This window comes from Nocardia sp. NPDC058499, assembly GCF_042719915.1.
Lineage (GTDB): Bacteria > Actinomycetota > Actinomycetes > Mycobacteriales > Mycobacteriaceae > Nocardia.
Window position 1 is genome coordinate 860,092 of sequence record NZ_JBHXMZ010000001.1, and the last position, 19,720, is coordinate 879,811.

Below are 19,720 nucleotides of genomic sequence, written 5' to 3' on the forward strand. Positions count from 1 at the left end.
GTCGAGGTCAGCGGCCGCCGAGAGCGGGCTGCGGCGCGTACACCCGGCCGGATCCCCTTGGATACGGCGACGCGGAGGCGGTCAACGATCGAAGCTCTCCGGCGTATCGACCCCGGGCCGAAAAGCCACTACCGAAGACCGACGCCACGAGCGCGGGTGTGACGGCTGGTTCTGTCGTCCTCGTACGCGGGAGGTCCCCCGCACACGAAAATGCCGACGAGGCGATTGTATGCGCCCCGTCGGCATACGTGACGCCCGGCTCGTGGAACCGGGCGTGTTCACGAAATCAGCGCCGCAGGCCCAGTCGTTCGATCAGGCTGCGGTACCGGTTGATGTCCTTGGCGGCCAGGTACTTCGACAGCCGCTTGCGGCGGCCGATCAGCGCCATCAGGCCGTGGCGGGTGTGGTGGTCGTGCTTGTGCACCTTGAGGTGCTCGGTGATCTCGGAGATCCGCTTGGACAGCAGCGCGATCTGCGCCTCCGGGGAACCGGTATCCGTTTCGTGCAGACCGTACTCGGCGAGAATCGCCTTCTTCTTCTCGGTGGTCAGCGCCATGGGGCATCCACTCCTGTTTCTCAGTTCCGCGCGTAAGGTGCCCGGGCCGGCCGGGAATCATCCACCCCTGCGGGTGAACGGCTCACCGGTCGTCGTATCCGGGATGGGCGCCGCCGCGGACCGCAGCAGACCCGACGAGCCACTCTACCGGAGCCGTCACGGCCCCGGCCCGGCGGGTGGGCCGGCTAGTTCCCGGCTCCGAGGATTTTCCGGGCGGTGTCGACATCGCGACCCATGGCGGCGACGAGTTCGTCGACCGACTCGAATTTGCGCATCCCGCGCAGGTGGTCCACGAAATCCACGGCCACATGCTGTCCGTAGAGATCGGCCTCGCGGTCGAGCACATAGGCCTCGACGGTGCGGGCGCGACCGGAGAAGGTGGGGTTGGTCCCCACCGAGACCGCCGCCATGGCGCGCTGCCCCGGAGTCACCGTGCCGATGGTGGGCCCGGGGCCCAGCACGGTGAACCAGCCCGCGTAGACACCGTCGGCCGGGATCGCGGCATGCATGGGCGGTGCGACATTGGCGGTGGGGAATCCCAGGCTCTTACCGCGGCCGTCGCCACGCACCACCACCCCTTCGACCCGGTGCGGCCGGCCCAGCGCATCCGCGGCGGCGGCCATATCCCCGGCGTCCACACAGGCGCGGATATAGGTGGAGGAGAAAGTGACGGCGTGTTCACCCAGCAGGGTCACCCCGTCGACGGCGAAACCGAAGCGGTCGCCGAGTTCACGCATGGTGGCGACCGTGCCCGCGGCCTTCTTGCCGAAGGTGAAATTGTCGCCGACGACGACCTCGGCGACATGCAGTCGTTCCACGAGCAGATCGTGCACGTATTCGGCGGGGGTGAGTTTCATGAAGTCGTGGGTGAACGGCATCACGCAGAACACGTCGACCCCGAGCTCCTCGGCGAGTTCGGCGCGCCGCGTCAGTGTGGTGAGTTGTGCGGGATGGGAACCCGGCCGGATCACCTCCATCGGATGCGGATCGAAGGTCATCAATACGGCTGGGACGCCGCGCGCGGCAGCCGACTTCACCGCCCGGCTGATCAACTGCGCGTGACCGCGATGAACACCGTCGAACACGCCGATTGTGAGCACGCACCGCCCCCAGTCCGCGGGTACGTCGTCGAGACTTCGCCACCTCTGCACAGACGCCAAGCCTACGCAAACAAGCGGCCGCACCGTATTCGGGTGGGGACGCCTGCCGGGCGCCGGCTACGCAGGCGCGAACGCGGGGTTTCGCGGAGGTGGCGGGATATGTGTATCGCACGGCGAATGCTTAAGCTCGTGGTTGTGCCCGGAAAACGAGATATCGCCACCCGACGGGAACTCGCCGACGCCGGGGAATCGGCCGCTCCCGGGCTGTCGTCGGTGGCGCAGGATTACCTGAAAGTCATCTGGACGACCCAGGAGTGGTCGCAGGATCGGGTGAGCACGAAACTGCTCGCAGAGCGGATCGGTGTCTCCGCGTCGACCGTCTCGGAGGCGGTGCGCAAACTGTCGGATCAGGGTTTGGTCGAACATGCCCGGTACGGATCGATCACGCTGACCGAGGAGGGCCGCCGGGCCGCGATCGCGATGGTGCGCCGGCACCGGCTGATCGAGACGTTCCTGGTGAGCGAGCTCGGTTACGGCTGGGACGAGGTGCACGACGAGGCGGAGATCCTCGAGCATGCGGTCTCGGATCTGCTGATGGCCCGTATCGACGCGAAGCTCGGCTTCCCGGACCGGGATCCGCACGGCGATCCGATTCCGTCGGTGGACGGCGCGGTGCCGACACCGCCGGCCCGCCGGTTGATCGATTTCGAGGCGGGTGACGCCGGCCGAGTGGCCCGTATCTCCGATTCCGATCCGGATATGTTGCGCTATTTCGATTCTGTCGGGATCGCGCTGGATACCGTGATCGTGGTGGTGGAACGGCGGGATTTCGCGGGGACCATCGCGGTACGGATCGGACGCGACGAGAATCTCACGGATCTGGGCAGTATCGCCGCGGAGGCGATCTGGTTGCGGGACTGACCGTGGGATAGTTCCGACACGCCCGGGGCGGGCGCGAGCGACTTCCGAGCATTGCCCGGGGTGCCCTCGCCGTGATATTCATATTGTCAACAATCCGACAATCGCGAGTTCACGATTTCGCATACCCGTCGGTCCGGACCGCCGCACCGACCGTCCCGGGAGGCGCCACCATGGCCGAACTGTCCCCGATCCTGAAGCAGGCCACCCCAGTCACTGTCGACCACGGCGAGGGCTGCTACCTCTACGACACCGACGGTCGCCGATACCTCGATTTCACCGCCGGTATCGGCGTCACCAGCACCGGCCACTGTCATCCGCACGTGGTGGCGGCGGCACAAGCCCAGGTCGCGAAACTGATCCACGGCCAGTACACGACCGTGATGCACCGGCCGCTGCTCGAGCTCACCGAACGCCTCGGCACGGTGCTGCCCGCGGGATTGGATTCGGTGTTCTACTCCAACTCGGGCAGTGAGGCGATCGAAGCGGCGCTGCGGCTGGCCCGCCAGGCCACCGGGCGGCCCAATGTGATCGTCTTCCACGGCGGATTCCACGGCCGCACCGTGGCCGCCGCGACCATGACCACCTCCGGCACCCGGTTCTCCGCCGGTTTCAGCCCGCTCATGTCCGGTGTGCACGTCGCCCCCTTCCCCACCGCCTACCGCTACGGCTGGAGTGAGGAAGAAGCCACCTCCTTCGCCCTGCGCGAACTCGACTATGTGTTCGCCACCCTCACCTCCCCCGCCGAAACCGCGGCCTTCGTCGTCGAACCCGTTCTCGGCGAGGGCGGGTACATCCCCGGGAACCGGGTGTTCTTCGAAGGCCTGCGCGAACGCGCCGACCGGCACGGCATCCTGCTGATCCTCGACGAGATCCAGACCGGTTTCGGCCGGACCGGAAAGTTCTTCGGCCACCAGCATTTCGGGGTCCGGCCGGATGTCATCACGATGGCCAAAGGGTTGGCCAGCGGCTTCCCCCTCTCCGGAATCGCCGCCTCGGCGGAACTGATGAGCGCCGCCTGGCCCGGGTCGCAAGGCGGTACCTACGGCGGTAACGCGGTGGCCTGCGCCGCCGCACTCGCCACCCTCGAGGTGATCGAATCGGAGAACCTGGTCGAGAACGCGCGGGTGCGCGGCGAACAACTGCTGGCCGGTGTACGGGCGGCCGAATCGAAGGCCATCGGTGACACCCGCGGGCTGGGGCTGCTGGTCGGCGCGGAGTTCACCACCGCCGATGGCACGCCGGACCGGGAAACGGCCACCGCCGCCCAGCAACTGGCGGCTGCGAAGGGCCTGCTGCTGCTGACCTGCGGTGCGCATATGAATGTGGTGCGGATGATCCCGCCGCTCGTCGTCGCCGAAACCCAGATCGCCGATGGGCTCGATATCTGGTCCGAGGTACTCGACGAAGTCGGGCGCTGACCCACCCCCCTCGAGAGGAGGCCGGTCCCGCGCCGGCCTCCCCCGCACGATCACCCAGGACGAATACATGGCGCGCTATCTGACGATCACCCTCACCAAAGCCGGAATCACCTGCCGCGCCCGGCTGCTCGACGAACAGGCCCCACGCACCTGCGGCGCGGTATGGGATGCCCTCCCGCAAGAAGGCGATGCCTTCCACGCCAAATACGCCCGTAACGAGGTCTATACCCTCGTCCCCCGGATCCCCGGCGCCCCGCACCGCGAGAACCCCACCGTCACACCTATTCCCGGCGACGTCTGCCTGTTCGATTTCGAACCCTGGGAGATCGGCAACCCGGCCTACGGCTACGAACCTGGCTCGGCCGCCCATCACGACCAGGGCGCCACCGATCTCGCGCTGTTCTACGGCCGCAACAACCTGCTCGTCAACGGTGACCTCGGCTGGGTTCCCGGCAATGTCTTCGCCACCATCGAGGACGGCCTGGACGAACTCGCCGCCGCCTGCAACACGCTGTGGTTACACGGCGTCGCCGGCGAAACCCTCGCCTTCGCCCGCGCCTGATACGCGACGTGGAGCCGGGCGAAATCGGTCTGCAACCCGCGAGCCAGATTGGGGTCCTCGGCTCCGCGTACCGGGGCCAGGGACGGCCCGGCGGTGTCGTGGCGCTCCCGGCACGCACCGATGATCCGCACTCGAACACCGGCGGAGACGGCGATCACGACGGAGCCCAGTTCAGCGCGCCCCTGGATTCCGACGCCCGCCTCACGCCGGAGTCGTCGCGGCTCCTGTCGGCGACCAGGGGATATTTCTGCGCCTGGCGTCGACCCGAGCGGCGTAGCGGATCTCGCGCCGGCCGGGGTTCGTCCCGTCGCCGCCGAGGCCCGGGGCGGCCACCACGCCCGGTGCGAACGCGTAGGCCGCGCCTGGTCCGGTCCGAGCGACGCAAATACCGGCGGAACGCGGGACAACCCGCCGCCCCGGGCCGGGCCGCCGAGAGTGCCGGATATCCTGCGGTCGGCGCCGTCGGGAACACTCGGTACAGAGGGCCGGATATGAGCGGCTCGACGTGACTTTCGCCGTGTGATCAGGAGCCGCTGATGTCGTCTGTAGGACAGTACGCCGCGTTCGCGGTGGTGATACTGTTCATCGCCGTCTCACCGGGACCGGATATGGCGGTGATCATCAACCGGGCCTTGACCGGCTGGGTTGCCGGGGCGGCCGCCACCGTCGGAGTGGCTGTCGGCATATTCGTCTGGGTGCTGGCCGCTGTGACCGGTATCGCCGCCCTGCTGGCCGCCTCCGCGCAGGCGTTCACTGTCGTGAAGATCGCGGGCGCGCTGTATCTGGTCTATCTCGGAGTCCGGGCACTGCTCGCCGCGCGGCGACTCGGCGGTGTACCGGGCGCCGAGACGCCGGTCCGGCCGGGCGCCACCCTCGACAACGCCGTCCGTGGATTCCTGTCGAATATCCTCAACGCCAAGGCCGCGGTGCTGTTCGTGGCCCTGATCCCGCAATTCGTACCGACCGGTGGGGTCGGCGTCGCCGATGCGATCGTGTTTCCACTGGTCGCCGCGGTGGTGGTGGCGGCCTGGTACCTCACGCTGACGACCACGGTCGCCGCCCTGCATAGGAAATTCGCCGATTCGAACGTATGGCGGCGGATCGACACGGTGGTCGGCGCAGCGCTCATAGCGGTAGGTATCGGCGTACTTTTCGGCGATCCGCCCCGGCCGTCCGCCGACTGATCGACAGGCCCGGCTGTCGAGTACCGCGCAAACGCGTATCGGGCACGGCGCAAGCACCCGGCAGCCCGCGGAATTCGGCGCAGCCACAAACGGTTCGCTCCCACCATGTGCGGCGTCGGCCAGTCGTCCAAGGACTGCCTACAGCCCCGAGCTCGCGCGGCACCGCAGGGTCAGCGTGCGGCCAGCACTGCCTCCGCGAACCGGCCGACCGCCAGGACGAGATCGTCGGAATGCCGGGGACCGACGATCTGCAGGCCTACGGGCAACCCGTCGTTCGTCCGCCCGGCCGGGATACTCAGCGCGGGCTGCTGGGTGAGGTTGAACGGATAGGTGTAGGGCGTCCACTCCGGCCAGTCCGACATCCCGCTACCCGGTGGGACATCGTGACCCGCCGCGAACGCGGTGATCGGCACCGTGGGCGTGATGAGCAGGTCGTAGACGGTGTGGAACGTCCCCATGGTGATCGCCACCTGGGCGGCCACCGCGCGGGCGTCGAGATAGTCGGTGGCGGAGAGGGTTTCGCCGTGCTCCCAGACCCGGCGCAGGCCGGGATCGGCGTTCTCGCGGGCGCCCGGCGGGAAGTTCGCCAGCATGGCCGCGGCTCCCGCCGCCCACAACACGTCGAAGGCGTCGCGTGGATCGGAGAACCCGGGGTCGGCGGCCGAGACGCGGAGACCGGCGGCCTCCAGTGCGGTGACCGCCCCGGAGACGATCGCCTCGACCTCCGGATCGGCGTGCACATACCCCAGCGTCGGCGAGTAGGCGGCGGTCACGCCGCGGACGTCACGCTGGATCTGGCCGCGGAAGGTGGTGAGCGTGGGTGCCAGCGCGGTGGGGTCGCGCGGGTCCGGTAGCGCGAGGATATCCAGCAGCAGCGCGGCGTCCTCGACCGTGCGGGTCAGCGGTCCGGCATGCGCGAGCGGGCCGAACGGGCTGGCCGGGTACAGCGGGATGCGGCCGTGGGTGGGTTTGAAACCCACGATGCCGCAGAACGCGGCGGGAATCCGGACGCTGCCGCCGCCGTCGGTACCCACCGAGACCGGACCCAACCCGGCCGCGACCGCCGCGGCGCTACCGCCGGAGGAGCCGCCGGCGGTTCGGGAGACGTCGACGGGGTTGCGGGTGACACCGGTCAGCGGGCTGTCCGTCACCCCCTTCCAGGCGATCTCGGGTGTGGTGGTCTTACCCACCATCACCATCCCGTCCTCACGCACCCGCGCGGCGACGGGGCTGTCCACCGGCCAGGGGCCTTCCGGTCCGATACTCAGCGAGCCGCGGCGGGTCGGCCAGTCCTCGGTGAGGAAGATGTCCTTGATCGAGATGGGTACGCCGTCGAGCAGGCCGCGGACGTGCCCGGATTGCCAGCGGGCCTCGGAATCCTTGGCCTGCACCAGTGCGCGGTCGGGATCGACGAGACAGTAGGCGTTGATATCGGGATCCCGCGCGGTGATGGCGGCGAGCACGGCCTCGGTCGCCTCCACCGGGGACAATGCGCCGGCGGCGTAGGCGGAGACCAGTTCGACCGCGGTCATGTCGACGGGATCGGTCGGTCGGGGTACCTCGGGCTGGTTCATCTGCGGCCTTCCCTTCAGCCGGGCACATACCCCAGCGTCTTGTCGACGACATTGTCCAGTGGCCGACCGGCCAGCCAGTGTTCGAAATTCTCGGTGAACGCGGTGACGATCTCCGAACGCCAGCCGGCGAAATCACCAGAATTGTGCGGGGTGATATGCGCATTGGGCAACTGCCACAGGGGGTGCCCGAGTGGTAGCGGTTCCGGATCCACCACATCCAGCGCGGCCCCGGCGATCGCGCCGGTCTCCAGCGCGGTGACCAGATCGTCGGTGACCACCAGTTCACCACGCCCGACATTGACGAAGCGCGCATGCGGTTTCATGGCACCGAAGGCCCGGGCGTCGAACATATGCCGGGTGTCGTCGGTCAGTGGGGCGATGGCGACGACATAGTCGGCGCCGGGAAGCTCGGCGATCAGATCGGTGCTGACGGTACCGAAATCGGGGTCATCGGTGCGAGCACGGCGGCCCACCCCGCGGATCCGCATACCAGCGGCCCGCAGCAACCCGGCGACGGCGCGACCGATCGATCCGGTGCCGACGACGAGCGCGGTGGTTCCGGCGATCCGCTCGGATTCGCGATGCTGCCAGATCTCCTGCCGCTGCAGCCGCTTCGACCCGGACAGGTCTTTGGCGAAGTCGAGGATCTGGCCGAGCACGTATTCGGCGATCGCGGTATCGAAGACGCCGCGGGTGTTGGTGACGACCACATCGCTGTCGCGCAGTTCGTCGAACATCACCGTATCGACGCCGGTGGCGCCGATATGCAGCCAGCTCAGCCGGTCCGCCGCCGGCCAGGCATCGGGCAGCGCGCGGGTCTGGAAGTCGTAGACGAACAGCACATCGGTACCGGGCAGCGCGGCGGCCAACCCGGCCGAATCCGTGTAGCGCACCCTGGCCCGCGCACTGACCGGCGCCATCAGCGCCGGATCGGGCTGCTGGTCACTGTGCACAATCGTGACGATGGGGCCCGATTTCATATTGACACAGTATGGTCACATCGTATGATTGTCAACAATCCGATCGTTCTCGGAGGTCTTCCCGGCTGAGCGCGAGAGGGGCCACAGTGGAGTTCGATTTTCCCGATATCGAGGGCCCGGTCGCGCAACGGGGCATCGGTGTCATCGCACCGTTCGACCTCGCCCTGGAGCGTGAACTCTGGCGCTGGGCACCGCTGGAGGTGAGCCTGCACCTGGCCCGCACACCCTACGAACCGGTCCCGGTATCGCTGGCCATGGCCGAACTGGTCTCCGATGCAACCCATCTGACCGCCGCGACCCGCAACGTTCTGCACGTCGAACCCGAAGTCGTGGCCTATCTGTGTACCTCCGGTAGTTTCATCAAGGGCATCGAATACGAACGTTCCCTGCGGGAAACGATCTGCCGGGCCGGCGCGGCCAACGCGGTCACGACCTCCGGCGCGCTCCTCGAGGCGATCGGCCATCTCGGCATCACGAAACTGTCGATCATGACCCCCTACGACGAGGTCCTCACCGGCAAACTGCGCGATTTCCTCGACGAAGCGGGGTGCGCGGTGGTCCGCTCCGACCATCTCGGCCTGGGCGGTGGAATCTGGAAGGTCAACTACCGCACCATTGCCGAACGAATCCTCGGCGCCGACGATCCGCGCGCCGAAGCGATCTTCGTCAGCTGCACGAACCTGCCCACCTACGACATCATCGAACCGCTGGAGAAGGTTCTGGGCAAACCGATTCTCACGGCCAACCAGCTCACCATGTGGGCCTGTCTCGGGCGGATGAAGCTGCCGATGATGGGTCCGGGCCGCTGGCTGCTGGAGGTGTTCTGAAAGATGATGTCCCCGAACGTAACCCAGCTCGGAAACGGAGGGCTCATGCCGGCACCGACCATCGGATTCATCTACCCCGACCATGCCGCCGAGGACGATTACCCACGAGCGGAGGCCCTGCTGGACGCGCGGCTGCCGGTCGCCCATATCTACGGCACCGATCTGCACGCGGTCCCCGAACTGCTGGATCTGGGCAGCCCGGCCAAACTCCGTGACGGCGCCGCCCGGCTCGCCACGCACCGGCCGGATGCCGTTGTCTGGGCATGCACCTCGGGCAGTTTCGTCTACGGCCCGGACGGCGCCCGCGAACAGGTCCGGGGGCTGGCCGAGGCCGCGGGCGTTCCGGCTTCCAGCACCAGTTTCGCGTTCGTGGCGGCCGCGCGGGCGCTGGGTATCCGGCGGGTGGCAGTCGCGGCGAGCTACCCGGCGGATGTGGCCGGGCTGTTCGCCGATTTCCTGGCCGATGCCGGGATCACCGTGGCCGCGTTCGCGAGCGCGGGTATCGAAACCGCCGCCGAAGTAGGCACCCTCACACCGGAACAGGTACTGGCGCTGGCACAGGCCAACGATCACCCGGAGGCTGAGGCACTGCTGATCCCCGATACCGCCATGCATACCCTCGAGGTGCTGCCCCGCCTGGAAGCCGCGCTGGGGAAGCCGGTACTCACCGCCAACCAGGTCACCATCTGGGAGGGGTTGCGACTCGCCGGCGCACCCCGGATCGTCCCGGCACTGGGCGCGCTGTTCGCGGAAAGGCCCGCATATGTCGGTAATTGATTTCGAACCCGTCAATCAGCGCTCCACCGCGGAGATGATCGCCGACCGCCTCCGCGAAGCGATCATGCGCGGTGCACTGGAACCGGGAGCGCAGCTGGGTGAGGCCGATCTCGCGGCGCAGTTCGGGGTCTCCCGCGGCCCGGTCCGGGAAGCGATGCAGCGACTGGTCTCGGAGGGTCTGCTGCACAGTATCCGCAACCGCGGCATTTTCGTCATCGAGCTCACCCTCGCCGATGTCGTCGATATCTACCGGTCGCGCACCGCGATCGAAGGAGGCGCGCTCGCCCTGATCCTCGACGACCGCCGCGACAGCGCCTACGAGGCACTCGCACCGAGCGTGCGGATCATGCGCGAACGGGCCGCGGCAGGCGACGCCGCGGGGGTCTCCGACGCCGACCAGCAGTTCCACGAGGCCCTCGTCGCGGCGGCGGGCAGCACGCGACTGGTTCGGGCGGCCCGCACCCTACTGATCGAAACCCGTATGTGCCTGGGCAAACTACAAACCACCTACCCCGACCTCCGCGAACAGGCGGACGAGCACGTGGCACTACGGGAGGCGATCGGCGCCGCGTCCCCGGGTCGAGCCCACCGTCTGCTCCGCGACCATATGGACGACGCCGTCCAACGCCTGCGCGGCCAATATGCCGAGGAACCCATCCCAGGCTGAACCACAGTTCGCCCGCCCCGGATCACGCCCTGTTCGCGGCGGTAGTAGTTGAGCGGGTCGGTGACCCCCTTTTGTGCGGTGTCGGAACCGCCTGCCGAAATTCCGGGACGGGAGCACCTCGAACACGGTAGTGGTCGCCACCCTGTCCAGCCGCCGCGACGTCGGCCACCCGCCGCCGGTCGAATGGTGGTGCCGGGGCATTCGGTTCCCCACGCGCCGCAGGCCCGGCGATGTCCCGGAGGCCGGCAACGTGCAGCACAGCGGCACCTCGCGGCCCGCAGCCCGGACGCGCTACCGCACCCGGCAACGCCGCGCTCACGACCCGCGCCCTCACGGTGGGCGGATCCGCCGCGTGGCCTCGGCGGGTCGAGAAGTCGGATACACCCTCGACCAGCACAGGCGTCACCACGCCGAACGTACGACTCCGCCGGCCGGTGTCGAAGTGTTTCCGCGGTCGGCACTTCGCGACGAGCGTACGACCGTTGCCGGGCCCGTACCCCCGCGCGGGTACCAACGAGCGCCAGTTGTCAGTCGACCAAACCCCTCGGGCGCACTACCAGTACGGGTGCGGCGCGCTTACCTTTCTCCTGGAGCAGCGCGATGGCCCGTCCGTCCTCGGTGAGGGCGGCATGGACACCCGAGGTACCGATCGGGTCGAGCCAGCGTCCGTCCCGCAGTTTCTCGGCATCGCCGGCACCGATCACACGGTGCGGGAACGACAACCGCACCGCGGCATCGATATCGAGGCTCGGAACGGGGTCCTCGGCCAGCTGTTCGAGGGTGCGGGCGTGTTCGAGCGTGAAGGGGCCGACCCTGGTGCGGCGTAACGCGGTCAGGTGACCGCCCACTCCCAGCGCGGCACCCAGATCGCGGGCCAGCGCGCGGATATACGTGCCCGACGAGCATTCGACGACCACATCCAGATCCACCACATCGGGCTCGGCGATATCGCGGCGGGCCAGTACGTCGAAGCGGGAGACCGTGACCGGCCGGGCGGCGAGCGTCACCTCTTCACCCGCGCGGTGCCGGGCGTAGGCGCGTTCACCGCCGACCTTGATGGCGCTCACCGTCGCCGGCACCTGCTGGATATCACCGGTGAGCACGGCGACCTGCCCGGCGATATCGGCATCGGTGATATGCCCGGCCGCCGCGGTGGTCAGTACTTCACCCTCGGCGTCATCGGTGGTGGTGGCGCAGCCCAGCCGGATCGTCGCGGTGTAGGCCTTGGTGGTGAGGGTGAGCAGGCCCAGTAGTTTCGTGGCGCGCTCCACGCCGAGTACCAGCACCCCCGTGGCCATCGGGTCGAGCGTGCCGGCGTGCCCGACCTTCTTGGTGTGCAGCAGCTTCCGGGCCCGGGCCACGATATCGTGGCTGGTCGGGCCGGTGGGTTTGTCGACGATCAGCAGACCGCCCAAAATATCGGTCATCAGCTGTGCGCAATCGCGGTCAGGATGAATCCGCCGGTGATCAGCCAGCGGCCGTCGAACGAGGTGAGGGGGACGCCGCCGTCGCCGGTCTGCCCGGGCACCAGCAGTTCCGACCGGAATGTGCCCGCCCCGACCCCGGCACCCTGCTCCTCGACCGTGAAGGTGATGTGGGCGTCCTCGAAACCCAGCCAGCGGGTGGTGAGCGGGAACCACGCCTTGTAGGTGGCCTCCTTCGCGCAGAACAGCAGCCGATCCAGATGCAGCCCGGAGTCGCTGCTCCGCAGCCACTCCCGTTCCGCGGGCAGGCTCACCGAATCCAGGACACCCTCGGGCAGGGTTTCGTGTGGTTCGGCGTCGATCCCGATCGAGCGGTACCGCAGCTTATGCGCCAGCGCCGCGCCCCGGAAACCGTCACAGTGGGTGAGGCTGCCGACGATCCCGCGCGGCCATACCGGCGCACCGCGTTCGCCTTTGCCGATCGCTGCCGGCGGCTCCCCCAGTTGGGCGAGTGCCTGGCGGGCACAGTGCCGCGCGCCGATGAAATCGCGGCGCCGCTTCTCCACCGATTTCGCGATCAGCGGTTCCTCGGCGGGGTGCGCTTTCAGGTCCTCCGGATAGTCCAGCAACTCGGCGGAGGCGATATCGGCGGGCAGGATTGTCTCGATCATCGTCGGTGAGCCTACTGGGTGTCGCCGGTCGCGGGTTCAGGCGAGCCCGCGGCGGCGCTGGGCCTTGTCCCGCATCTCGGCGGCCGCGGCGGCCATCTCCGGCGTCACCTGGAAGTGGCCGCCCCACTCGTTCAGGTCGCCGGGCCCGTACTGGGGGTCGGGCAAAATCTGGCGGAGCAGTTTTTCGGGTTTCCCGCGCTTCTGCCATTCCCGCGGATAGCCGAGCGAGACCTCTTCGAACCGGACACCGTCGTAATAGGTGGTGCGCGGAATGTGCAGGTGACCGTAGACAGCGCAAACAACGTTGTAGCGGGTGTGCCAGTCCGCGGTGTGCTCGGTACCGCACCACAGGGCGAATTCGGGATACCAGAGCATATCGGTGGGTTCGCGGACCAGCGGGAAATGGTTGATCAGCACCAGCGGTGTGCCGTCGGGCAGGTTGTCCAGTTTGCGGCGGGTAGCCCGGACCCTGGCCTCGCACCAGGCGTCGCGGGTGAGGTAGGGGTCCGGGGTGAGCAGGAATTCGTCGGTGGCCACCACATTGCGTTCCCGGGCGATGGCCAGTCCTTCGGCCTTGGTGCGCGCACCTTCGGGCCGGAAACTGTAGTCATAGAGCAGGAACAGCGGAGCCAGCGTCACCGCGCCGCCGTAGGCCTCGGCACCGGCACCGGTCCACACCGGGAACGGATCCTCGGGCGTGAGTACATCGAGGTCCCGGCACATGGCGACCAGATAGTCGTAGCGGGCGGCCCCGTGCATCTGCACCGGATCTTTGGCGGTCGTCCAGAGTTCGTGGTTACCGGGTACCCAGATCACCTTCGCGAAGCGTTCGCGCAGCAGTTTCAGGGCCCAGCGGATATCGTCGCTGCGTTCGGCGACATCACCGGCGACGATCAGCCAATCCTCGGGCGAATCGGGGCGGATCTCCTCGACGACCGGTTTGTTGCCCTGGTGACCGACATGGATATCGCTCACCGCCATCAACTTGGGTATCACCACACCTACCTTCGCATACCGCCGGAGCGTTCCGGCGCCCTGCCACGATCACGCCGTGTCCACGGGCATGAGCGAGGGCCCGGCAAGGTGGCCCTGCGCCACCGGCCCGGTTCGCTCATGCCGGGATCTCGGCCCCGACCCGGACCCAGCGGCCCGACAGCCACCGCGTACTCACCGCGGCCAGCCGTAACAGCATGAACGCGATCAGCCCGCACCAGATTCCACCGATCCCCCAGTCGAACGCCAGTGACAGCCAGATCGCCGGCAGGAAACCGAGCAGTGCCGCACCCAGCGTGGTGGTCCGCAGGTAGGCCGCGTCGCCCGCGCCGAGCAGCACTCCGTCCAGCGCGAACACCACACCGGCCACCGGAATCATCGCCACGAAGAACCACCACACCACACCGGTCCGGTCCAGGACCGCGGCATCAGCGGTGAACAGCGGCGGTATCCAGGCCGCGCCCGCGGCGAACACCGCGGCCAGGCCCAATGCGAACACCGTCGACCACGCGGTGACCCGGCGGGCCACCGACCGTGCACCCGCCGCGTTGCGCGCGCCCAGCGCCGAACCGACCAGTGTCTGCGCGGCGATGGCCAGTGAGTCGAGAGTGAGGGCGAGGAAATTCCACAGCTGCAGCACCAGCTGATGGGCCGCCACCGAGGGTGCACCGAACCGCGACGCCACCGCCGCGGCGGAAACGAAGCACGCCTGGAACGCCAGGCTGCGCGCGATGAGATCGCGGCCCATGACGAGCTGGGCCTTCATCACCGGCAGCCGCGGCGCGAGCGACACCCGGGCCCGGACCAGAGCGCTCACGAAAAGTACCGCCGTAACCAGCTGACCGATCACATTGGCCACCGCCGAACCGGGCAGGCCCAGCCGCGGCAGCCCGGCGAGTCCGTGCACCAGCAGCGGGCACAGCACCGCGGACAACGCGAGCCCCGCCACCACATAGGTGAGTGGCCGGCGCGTCTGCTGGACGCCGCGCATCCACCCGTTCCCGGCCATGGACAGCAGAATCAGCGGGACCCCGAACAGCGCGATCCGCATCCAGGCCAGCGCCTCCGCCGCGATCTCGGCATCACCCGCGATCACCTCCGCGACGGGGACGGCCACGATCTGGACCACCAGCAGAATCAGGACTCCGATCCCGCCCGCCAGCCAGCTGGCCTGCACACCCTCCGCTACCGCGCCGGGTTCGTCACCCGCACCGTGCCGTCGCGCGGAACGCGCGGTGGTGCCGTAGGCGAGGAAGGTCAGCTGGGAACTCACCTGAGTGAGAATCAGGCCACCGACAGCGAGCCCGGCCAGCGCCAACGCGCCGAGCCGGCCGACCACCGCGAGATCGAACAGCAGATAGATCGGTTCGGCCACCAGAACGCCGAGAGTCGGCAGCGCCAGCCCCAGTATCCGCCGTGGCCCGGCGGATACCTCCGTGGGCGAAGCCGTCACCTCCGCCTGCATATCACTCCCTGTCCATCCTCACCTATCCCGCAGCAGACCGGGTCCGGGACCGCCGACCGGTCGTAAGCCTCAGGCCAGGACGGTGCGCAGCCGGCCGAGGATCTCCTCCGGCTCTCCATAGGTCGTGTATCCGGCCGCATAACGATGCCCGCCGCCGCCGAGCCTCGTGGCGATGGCCGCGACATCGGCGCCGTCGTCGGTGCCGGGACCGCTGTCCTTGGAGCGCAGCGATACCGTCCACCGCCGCCGCTCGTCGACGGGCCGGGCTTCTTTGAACACCGCAGCGATACCGGCTTCGGCGGTCGCTCGCACGATATCGACGACGCTTTCGGCCTCTTCCTGCCGCACCCCATCGAGATCGGTGGCCAGTACGAACGCGGCGACCAGGCCGGTCCCACCGTGGGCCTCGGGCTCGAGCCGTGCGGAGGCGAGCACCGTGGACAGCATCTGCAACCAGGCGAACGGATGGGTGTCCATCAGGGTTCGGGTGATCGCGCCACCATCTATCCCGGTGGCCAGCAACCGTTCGGCCAAGGCATGCGTGCCGGGCGTCACCCAGCGGAACGACCCGCTGTCGGTGGCCAGACCCGCGAACAGGCAGTGGGCGATATCGGCGTCGATCGGCTCCTGCCACCGATCCAGCAACGCGGTGAGCACACTCGCCGTGGACACCGCGTCCGGGTCGATCAGGTTGACCGCACCGAACCGGGTGTTCGACCGGTGATGGTCGATCACCAGTGTGATCCCGGCGCCCGCCAGCCGGTCGGCCAGCGCGCCCAGCCGTCCCGCACTACCGCAGTCGACCGTCACCAGCACGTCCACCTCGGCCGGTACCTCGGCCGGCGGGACCAGCAACCGCGACCCCGGCAGCGTGCGCAGCGCATACGGCAGTTCGGCGGGTTCGGCGAACGACACCCGCACCGGTACACCCCGCCGGTCCAGGACCTGGGCAAGGGCCAGCCCGCTACCGAGGGTGTCGGCATCGGGCTGGATATGGCAGAGGACGGTGACCGAACGCGCGGTATCGAGCACCCGTACTGCCGCCGCGTAATCCACGGCGGCACCGGTTGTGGTCATAGCGGCTCAGTCGTCGTCGCGGGGTGTTTTGTACGGATCGGCGTCGCCGGCGGGTTTCGCCTCGGCCGCTACCCGGGCGACCTCGTCGTCGGCGGCCCGGGCCCGGGCCAGCAGATCCTCCATCTGCCGGGCCGCGTCGGGCACGGTGTCGAGAACGAACGCCAAGGTCGGGGTGAATTTCACCCCGGTGCCTGCGCCCACTTTCGACCGCAGCACACCCTTGGCCTTCTCCAGACCGGCCGCGGCGGCGGTGTAGTCGGGTTCGGCGTCGACGGTTTCACCCATGACGGTGTAGTAGATGGTCGCCTCGCGGAGATCGCCGGTGACCTTGGCGTCGGTGACGGTGACGAAACGCAGCCGCGGATCCTTGATCTCGTATTCGATCGCGGTGGCCACGATCGCTGAGATCCGTTTGGCGAGCCGGCGTGCCCTGGCTTGATCCACCATGGCCGCTCCTTTCCCTTCAGTCCTCGGGTCCGAAGACGCGGCGGCGTACTGCCAGCAACTGTAACTCCGGACGGGCCGCGACATGGCGTTCGCATTTGTCGAGCACGGCCGTCAGATGATCCATACCGGCCGCCACCATCCCCACGGCGAGCAGGGTGCGCCGGTAGCGGTCGTGTTCCCCCGCCTCGGCGGTACTGACCCCGAAACGCTGGAGTTCGGCCAGGATGGGCCGCACCACCGAACGCTTCTCCTTCAGAGAGTGCACATCACCCAGCAGGATGTCGAATTCGAGTGCACCGAGGTACACGCAACCTCCCAGTTATAGCGACGACACGGCACCGGGGCCCACCGGTGCGCGGCGAGTCCCGGAGCCTGTCGTGCCGGTATCGATGATCGGGCCCGGACAACCAGTCCGGGCCCGTATCACAGTCAGTCGCGCGGCTTCTCGCGCAACTCGTAGGCCTCGATGATGTCGCCCTCCTTGATATCGGAGTACGTCAGCGTCATACCGCATTCGAAGCCTTCGCGGACCTCCATGGCGTCGTCCTTCTCACGGCGCAACGAGCTGATCGTCGTGGATTCGGCGACCACCATGTTGTCGCGGAGCAGACGTGCCTTGGCATTGCGTTTGACGACGCCCGAGGTGACCATGCAGCCGGCGATGAGACCGATCTTGGACGACCGGAAGATCGCCCGGATCTCGGCGCGGCCCAGTTCGACCTCTTCGTAGATCGGCTTGAGCATGCCCTTGAGCGCGCTCTCGATCTCGTCGATGGCCTGGTAGATCACCGAGTAGTACCGGATGTCCACGCCTTCGCGGTTGGCCAGTTCGGTGGCCTTGCCCTCGGCCCGCACGTTGAACCCGATGATGATCGCGTTCGACGCCGACGCCAGGTTGACGTTGGTTTCGGTGACACCACCGACACCGCGGTCGATGACCCGCAGGCGCACCTCGTCGTCGATCTCGATCCCGAGCAGGGCCTCTTCCAGCGCCTCGACGGTACCGGAGTTGTCGCCCTTGAGGATCAGGTTCAGCTCGCTGGTTTCCTTCAGCGCGGCATCCAGATCCTCGAGGCTGATCCGCTTACGGCTACGCGCGGCCAGGGCATTGCGCTTACGCGCATTGCGCCGGTCGGCGATCTGCCGGGCGATCCGGTCCTCGTCGACGACGAGCAGGTTGTCTCCCGCGCCGGGTACCGAGGTGAAGCCGACGACCTGGACCGGTCGCGACGGCAGCGCCGCCTCGACATCGGCCCCGTGCTCGTCGACCATGCGCCGGACGCGACCGTAGGCGTCGCCCGCGACGATCGAATCACCGACCCGCAGCGTGCCGCGCTGGATGAGCACCGTGGCGACCGGGCCGCGACCGCGGTCCAGATGCGCTTCGATGGCCACACCCTGGGCGTCCTGCTCCGGATTGGCCCGCAGGTCCAGGGCAGCATCGGCGGTGAGCAGCACGGCTTCGAGCAGCGCGTCGATATTGATGTTCTCCCGGGCGGAGATATCGACGAACATGGTTTCGCCGCCGTATTCCTCGGCCACCAGGTTGTACTCGGTCAGCTGCTGCCGGATCTTCTCCGGGTTCGCGCCTTCCTTGTCGATCTTGTTGACCGCCACGACGATCGGCACATCGGCCGCCTGCGCGTGGTTGATCGCCTCCACCGTCTGCGGCATCACACCGTCGTCGGCGGCGACAACCAGGATCGCGATATCGGTGGCCTTCGCACCGCGGGCACGCATGGCGGTGAACGCCTCGTGACCCGGGGTGTCGATGAAGGTGATCGGCCGGTCTTCCTCGCCGAGATGGGTCATCACCTGGTAGGCGCCGATGTGCTGGGTGATACCGCCGGCCTCGCCCTCGCGGACGTTGGCCTTACGGATGGTGTCCAGCAACCGGGTCTTACCGTGATCGACGTGGCCCATGACGGTGACCACCGGCGGCCGCTGTTCGAGGTCTTCCTCGCCGCCTTCGTCCTCGCCGTAGGTGAGGTCGAAGGATTCCAGCAGCTCGCGGTCCTCGTCCTCGGGGCTGACCACGTGCACGACGTAGTTCATCTCGCCGCCGAGCAGTTCCAGGGTCTCGTCGTTCACCGACTGGGTCGCGGTGACCATTTCGCCGAGATTGAACAGCGCCTGCACCAAGGCGGCCGGGTTGGCGTCGATCTTCTCCGCGAAATCGGACAGCGACGCGCCGCGGGCGAGGCGGATGACCTCACCGTTACCGCGTGGCAGCCGCACACCGCCGACCGACGGTGCCTGCATCGAATCGTATTCCTGGCGCTTCTGCCGCTTCGACTTACGACCACGCCGGGGCGCGCCACCGGGACGACCGAAGGCACCGGCCGCGCCACCGCGACCACCGGGTCCACCCGGACGGCCGCCACCGGGACGACCGCGGAAGCCGCCACCGCCGGCGGGGGCACCGGTACCGGCGGGTGCGCCGCCGCCACCGCGGTAACCGCCGCCACCACCGGGACGACCGCCGCCACCGGCGCCGGGACGGCCGGGACGGCCGCCCGCTGCGGGGCCGGGACGCGCCGAACGCTGAGGCATGGCGCCGGGGGTCGGACGGGGCGGCATGGAGGCCGGGCTCGGCCGCGGACCACCGGGACGGGGACCGCCCTGAGCAGCCGCGGGACGCTGGCCGCCGGGGCCGGGACGCGGAGCGTTCTGACCGGGACGGGGACCGCCCTGACCCGGACGGGGACCGCCCTGCGCCGGACCCGGACGCGGGCCACCCTGCCCCGGAGTCGGGCGGGGGCCCGGCTGCGGACGCGGTGTCGGACGCTCACGCTCGGGCGCCGAAGAGTACGGGTTGTTGCCGACCCGAGGCGGTTTCGGACCGGGTTTCGGGCCGGGCCGGGCCGGGCTCTGGCCGGGCGCGGCCGGACGCTGCTGGGCACCCGGGCGGGCGGCGGGGGTGGCCGGTTTGGCTGCCGGAGCCTGCGCCGCTTCCCGGCTGGGGGCCGGCGCCGGACCCGGTTTCACCGCCGGGCCGGGCCGCGGCCCCACTGGCGGCTTCTGTACGTCGTTGGTGGCCAGGGGCGGCGCGCTCTCGGGCAACCGGCTGGATTTGG

19 protein-coding genes are annotated in these 19,720 nt (G+C 68.7%); 7 read left to right on the forward strand and 12 right to left on the reverse strand.

The window, feature by feature from the left end; genetic code table 11:
• Nucleotides 1-286: 286 nt before the first annotated feature.
• Nucleotides 287-556 (reverse strand): 30S ribosomal protein S15, encoded by a 270-nt coding sequence (gene rpsO / locus ACFWPH_RS03955; protein WP_062974430.1) that lies wholly within the window; start codon nucleotides 554-556, stop codon nucleotides 287-289.
• Nucleotides 557-741: 185 nt separating this feature from the next.
• Nucleotides 742-1,707, reverse strand: a complete 966-nt coding sequence (locus tag ACFWPH_RS03960) for a bifunctional riboflavin kinase/FAD synthetase (protein ID WP_378747961.1) — start codon at nucleotides 1,705-1,707, stop codon at nucleotides 742-744.
• Between the two features lie 126 nt (nucleotides 1,708-1,833).
• Between ACFWPH_RS03960 and ACFWPH_RS03965 the strand changes: the two genes are divergently transcribed.
• The 4 genes from ACFWPH_RS03965 (at nucleotide 1,834) to ACFWPH_RS03980 (ending at nucleotide 5,741) form a co-directional block, all read left to right on the forward strand.
• Entirely contained in the window at nucleotides 1,834-2,577 is a 744-nt protein-coding gene (locus tag ACFWPH_RS03965; protein ID WP_280413902.1) for a metal-dependent transcriptional regulator, read from the forward strand.
• A 170-nt stretch (nucleotides 2,578-2,747) separates the two neighbouring features.
• Nucleotides 2,748-3,995 (forward strand): aspartate aminotransferase family protein, encoded by a 1,248-nt coding sequence (locus ACFWPH_RS03970; RefSeq protein ID WP_378747962.1) that lies wholly within the window; start codon nucleotides 2,748-2,750, stop codon nucleotides 3,993-3,995.
• A gap of 67 nt (nucleotides 3,996-4,062) precedes the next feature.
• Entirely contained in the window at nucleotides 4,063-4,557 is a 495-nt protein-coding gene (locus ACFWPH_RS03975; protein ID WP_378747964.1) for a DUF3830 family protein, read from the forward strand.
• 536 nt (nucleotides 4,558-5,093) lie between these two features.
• Nucleotides 5,094-5,741: a LysE family translocator gene (locus tag ACFWPH_RS03980; RefSeq protein ID WP_378747965.1), complete on the forward strand. Its 648-nt coding sequence runs from the start codon at nucleotides 5,094-5,096 to the stop codon at nucleotides 5,739-5,741.
• A 170-nt stretch (nucleotides 5,742-5,911) separates the two neighbouring features.
• Here ACFWPH_RS03980 and ACFWPH_RS03985 read toward each other — a convergent pair whose 3' ends face one another.
• Complete coding sequence (locus ACFWPH_RS03985; protein ID WP_378747966.1) at nucleotides 5,912-7,315, reverse strand: amidase; 1,404 nt, start codon at nucleotides 7,313-7,315, stop codon at nucleotides 5,912-5,914.
• Nucleotides 7,316-7,329: 14 nt separating this feature from the next.
• Nucleotides 7,330-8,295 (reverse strand): D-2-hydroxyacid dehydrogenase, encoded by a 966-nt coding sequence (locus ACFWPH_RS03990; RefSeq protein ID WP_378747968.1) that lies wholly within the window; start codon nucleotides 8,293-8,295, stop codon nucleotides 7,330-7,332.
• A gap of 86 nt (nucleotides 8,296-8,381) precedes the next feature.
• On the opposite strand from ACFWPH_RS03990, the gene ACFWPH_RS03995 reads away from it, so the two are divergent.
• The 3 genes from ACFWPH_RS03995 to ACFWPH_RS04005 are packed head-to-tail and all read left to right on the forward strand — an operon-like array spanning nucleotide 8,382 to nucleotide 10,566.
• Nucleotides 8,382-9,122, forward strand: coding sequence for an Asp/Glu/hydantoin racemase (locus tag ACFWPH_RS03995; protein WP_280413908.1), 741 nt, complete (start codon nucleotides 8,382-8,384; stop codon nucleotides 9,120-9,122).
• Between the two features lie 45 nt (nucleotides 9,123-9,167).
• Complete coding sequence (locus ACFWPH_RS04000) at nucleotides 9,168-9,899, forward strand: maleate cis-trans isomerase (RefSeq protein WP_378747969.1); 732 nt, start codon at nucleotides 9,168-9,170, stop codon at nucleotides 9,897-9,899.
• A complete protein-coding gene (locus ACFWPH_RS04005) occupies nucleotides 9,886-10,566 on the forward strand; it encodes a GntR family transcriptional regulator (RefSeq protein ID WP_378747970.1) in 681 nt (226 codons plus the stop codon). The genes ACFWPH_RS04000 and ACFWPH_RS04005 overlap by 14 nt, the downstream gene beginning before the upstream one ends.
• A 527-nt stretch (nucleotides 10,567-11,093) precedes the next feature.
• Here ACFWPH_RS04005 and truB read toward each other — a convergent pair.
• The 8 genes from truB to infB form a co-directional block, all read right to left on the reverse strand.
• Entirely contained in the window at nucleotides 11,094-11,993 is a 900-nt protein-coding gene (gene truB, locus ACFWPH_RS04010; protein ID WP_378747971.1) for a tRNA pseudouridine(55) synthase TruB, read from the reverse strand.
• On the reverse strand, nucleotides 11,993-12,661 hold the full coding sequence (gene npt / locus ACFWPH_RS04015; RefSeq protein WP_378747972.1) for a 4'-phosphopantetheinyl transferase Npt: 669 nt from the start codon (nucleotides 12,659-12,661) through the stop codon (nucleotides 11,993-11,995). The genes truB and npt overlap by 1 nt, the downstream gene beginning before the upstream one ends.
• 36 nt (nucleotides 12,662-12,697) lie before the next feature.
• Complete coding sequence (locus tag ACFWPH_RS04020; RefSeq protein WP_378748240.1) at nucleotides 12,698-13,657, reverse strand: metallophosphoesterase family protein; 960 nt, start codon at nucleotides 13,655-13,657, stop codon at nucleotides 12,698-12,700.
• A gap of 115 nt (nucleotides 13,658-13,772) precedes the next feature.
• Nucleotides 13,773-15,119 carry an MATE family efflux transporter gene (locus tag ACFWPH_RS04025; protein WP_378747974.1) on the reverse strand — a complete coding sequence of 449 codons (1,347 nt, stop codon included), beginning with the start codon at nucleotides 15,117-15,119 and terminating at the stop codon, nucleotides 13,773-13,775.
• Between the two features lie 69 nt (nucleotides 15,120-15,188).
• Nucleotides 15,189-16,196: a bifunctional oligoribonuclease/PAP phosphatase NrnA gene (locus ACFWPH_RS04030; RefSeq protein WP_378747975.1), complete on the reverse strand. Its 1,008-nt coding sequence runs from the start codon at nucleotides 16,194-16,196 to the stop codon at nucleotides 15,189-15,191.
• Nucleotides 16,197-16,202: 6 nt separating this feature from the next.
• A complete protein-coding gene (rbfA, locus tag ACFWPH_RS04035) occupies nucleotides 16,203-16,643 on the reverse strand; it encodes a 30S ribosome-binding factor RbfA (protein ID WP_280413916.1) in 441 nt (146 codons plus the stop codon).
• 16 nt (nucleotides 16,644-16,659) lie between these two features.
• Nucleotides 16,660-16,950, reverse strand: a complete 291-nt coding sequence (locus tag ACFWPH_RS04040) for a DUF503 domain-containing protein (protein WP_378747976.1) — start codon at nucleotides 16,948-16,950, stop codon at nucleotides 16,660-16,662.
• A gap of 122 nt (nucleotides 16,951-17,072) precedes the next feature.
• The coding region (gene infB / locus ACFWPH_RS04045; protein WP_378747977.1) for a translation initiation factor IF-2 at nucleotides 17,073-19,720 on the reverse strand (2,648 nt) is incomplete at its 5' end.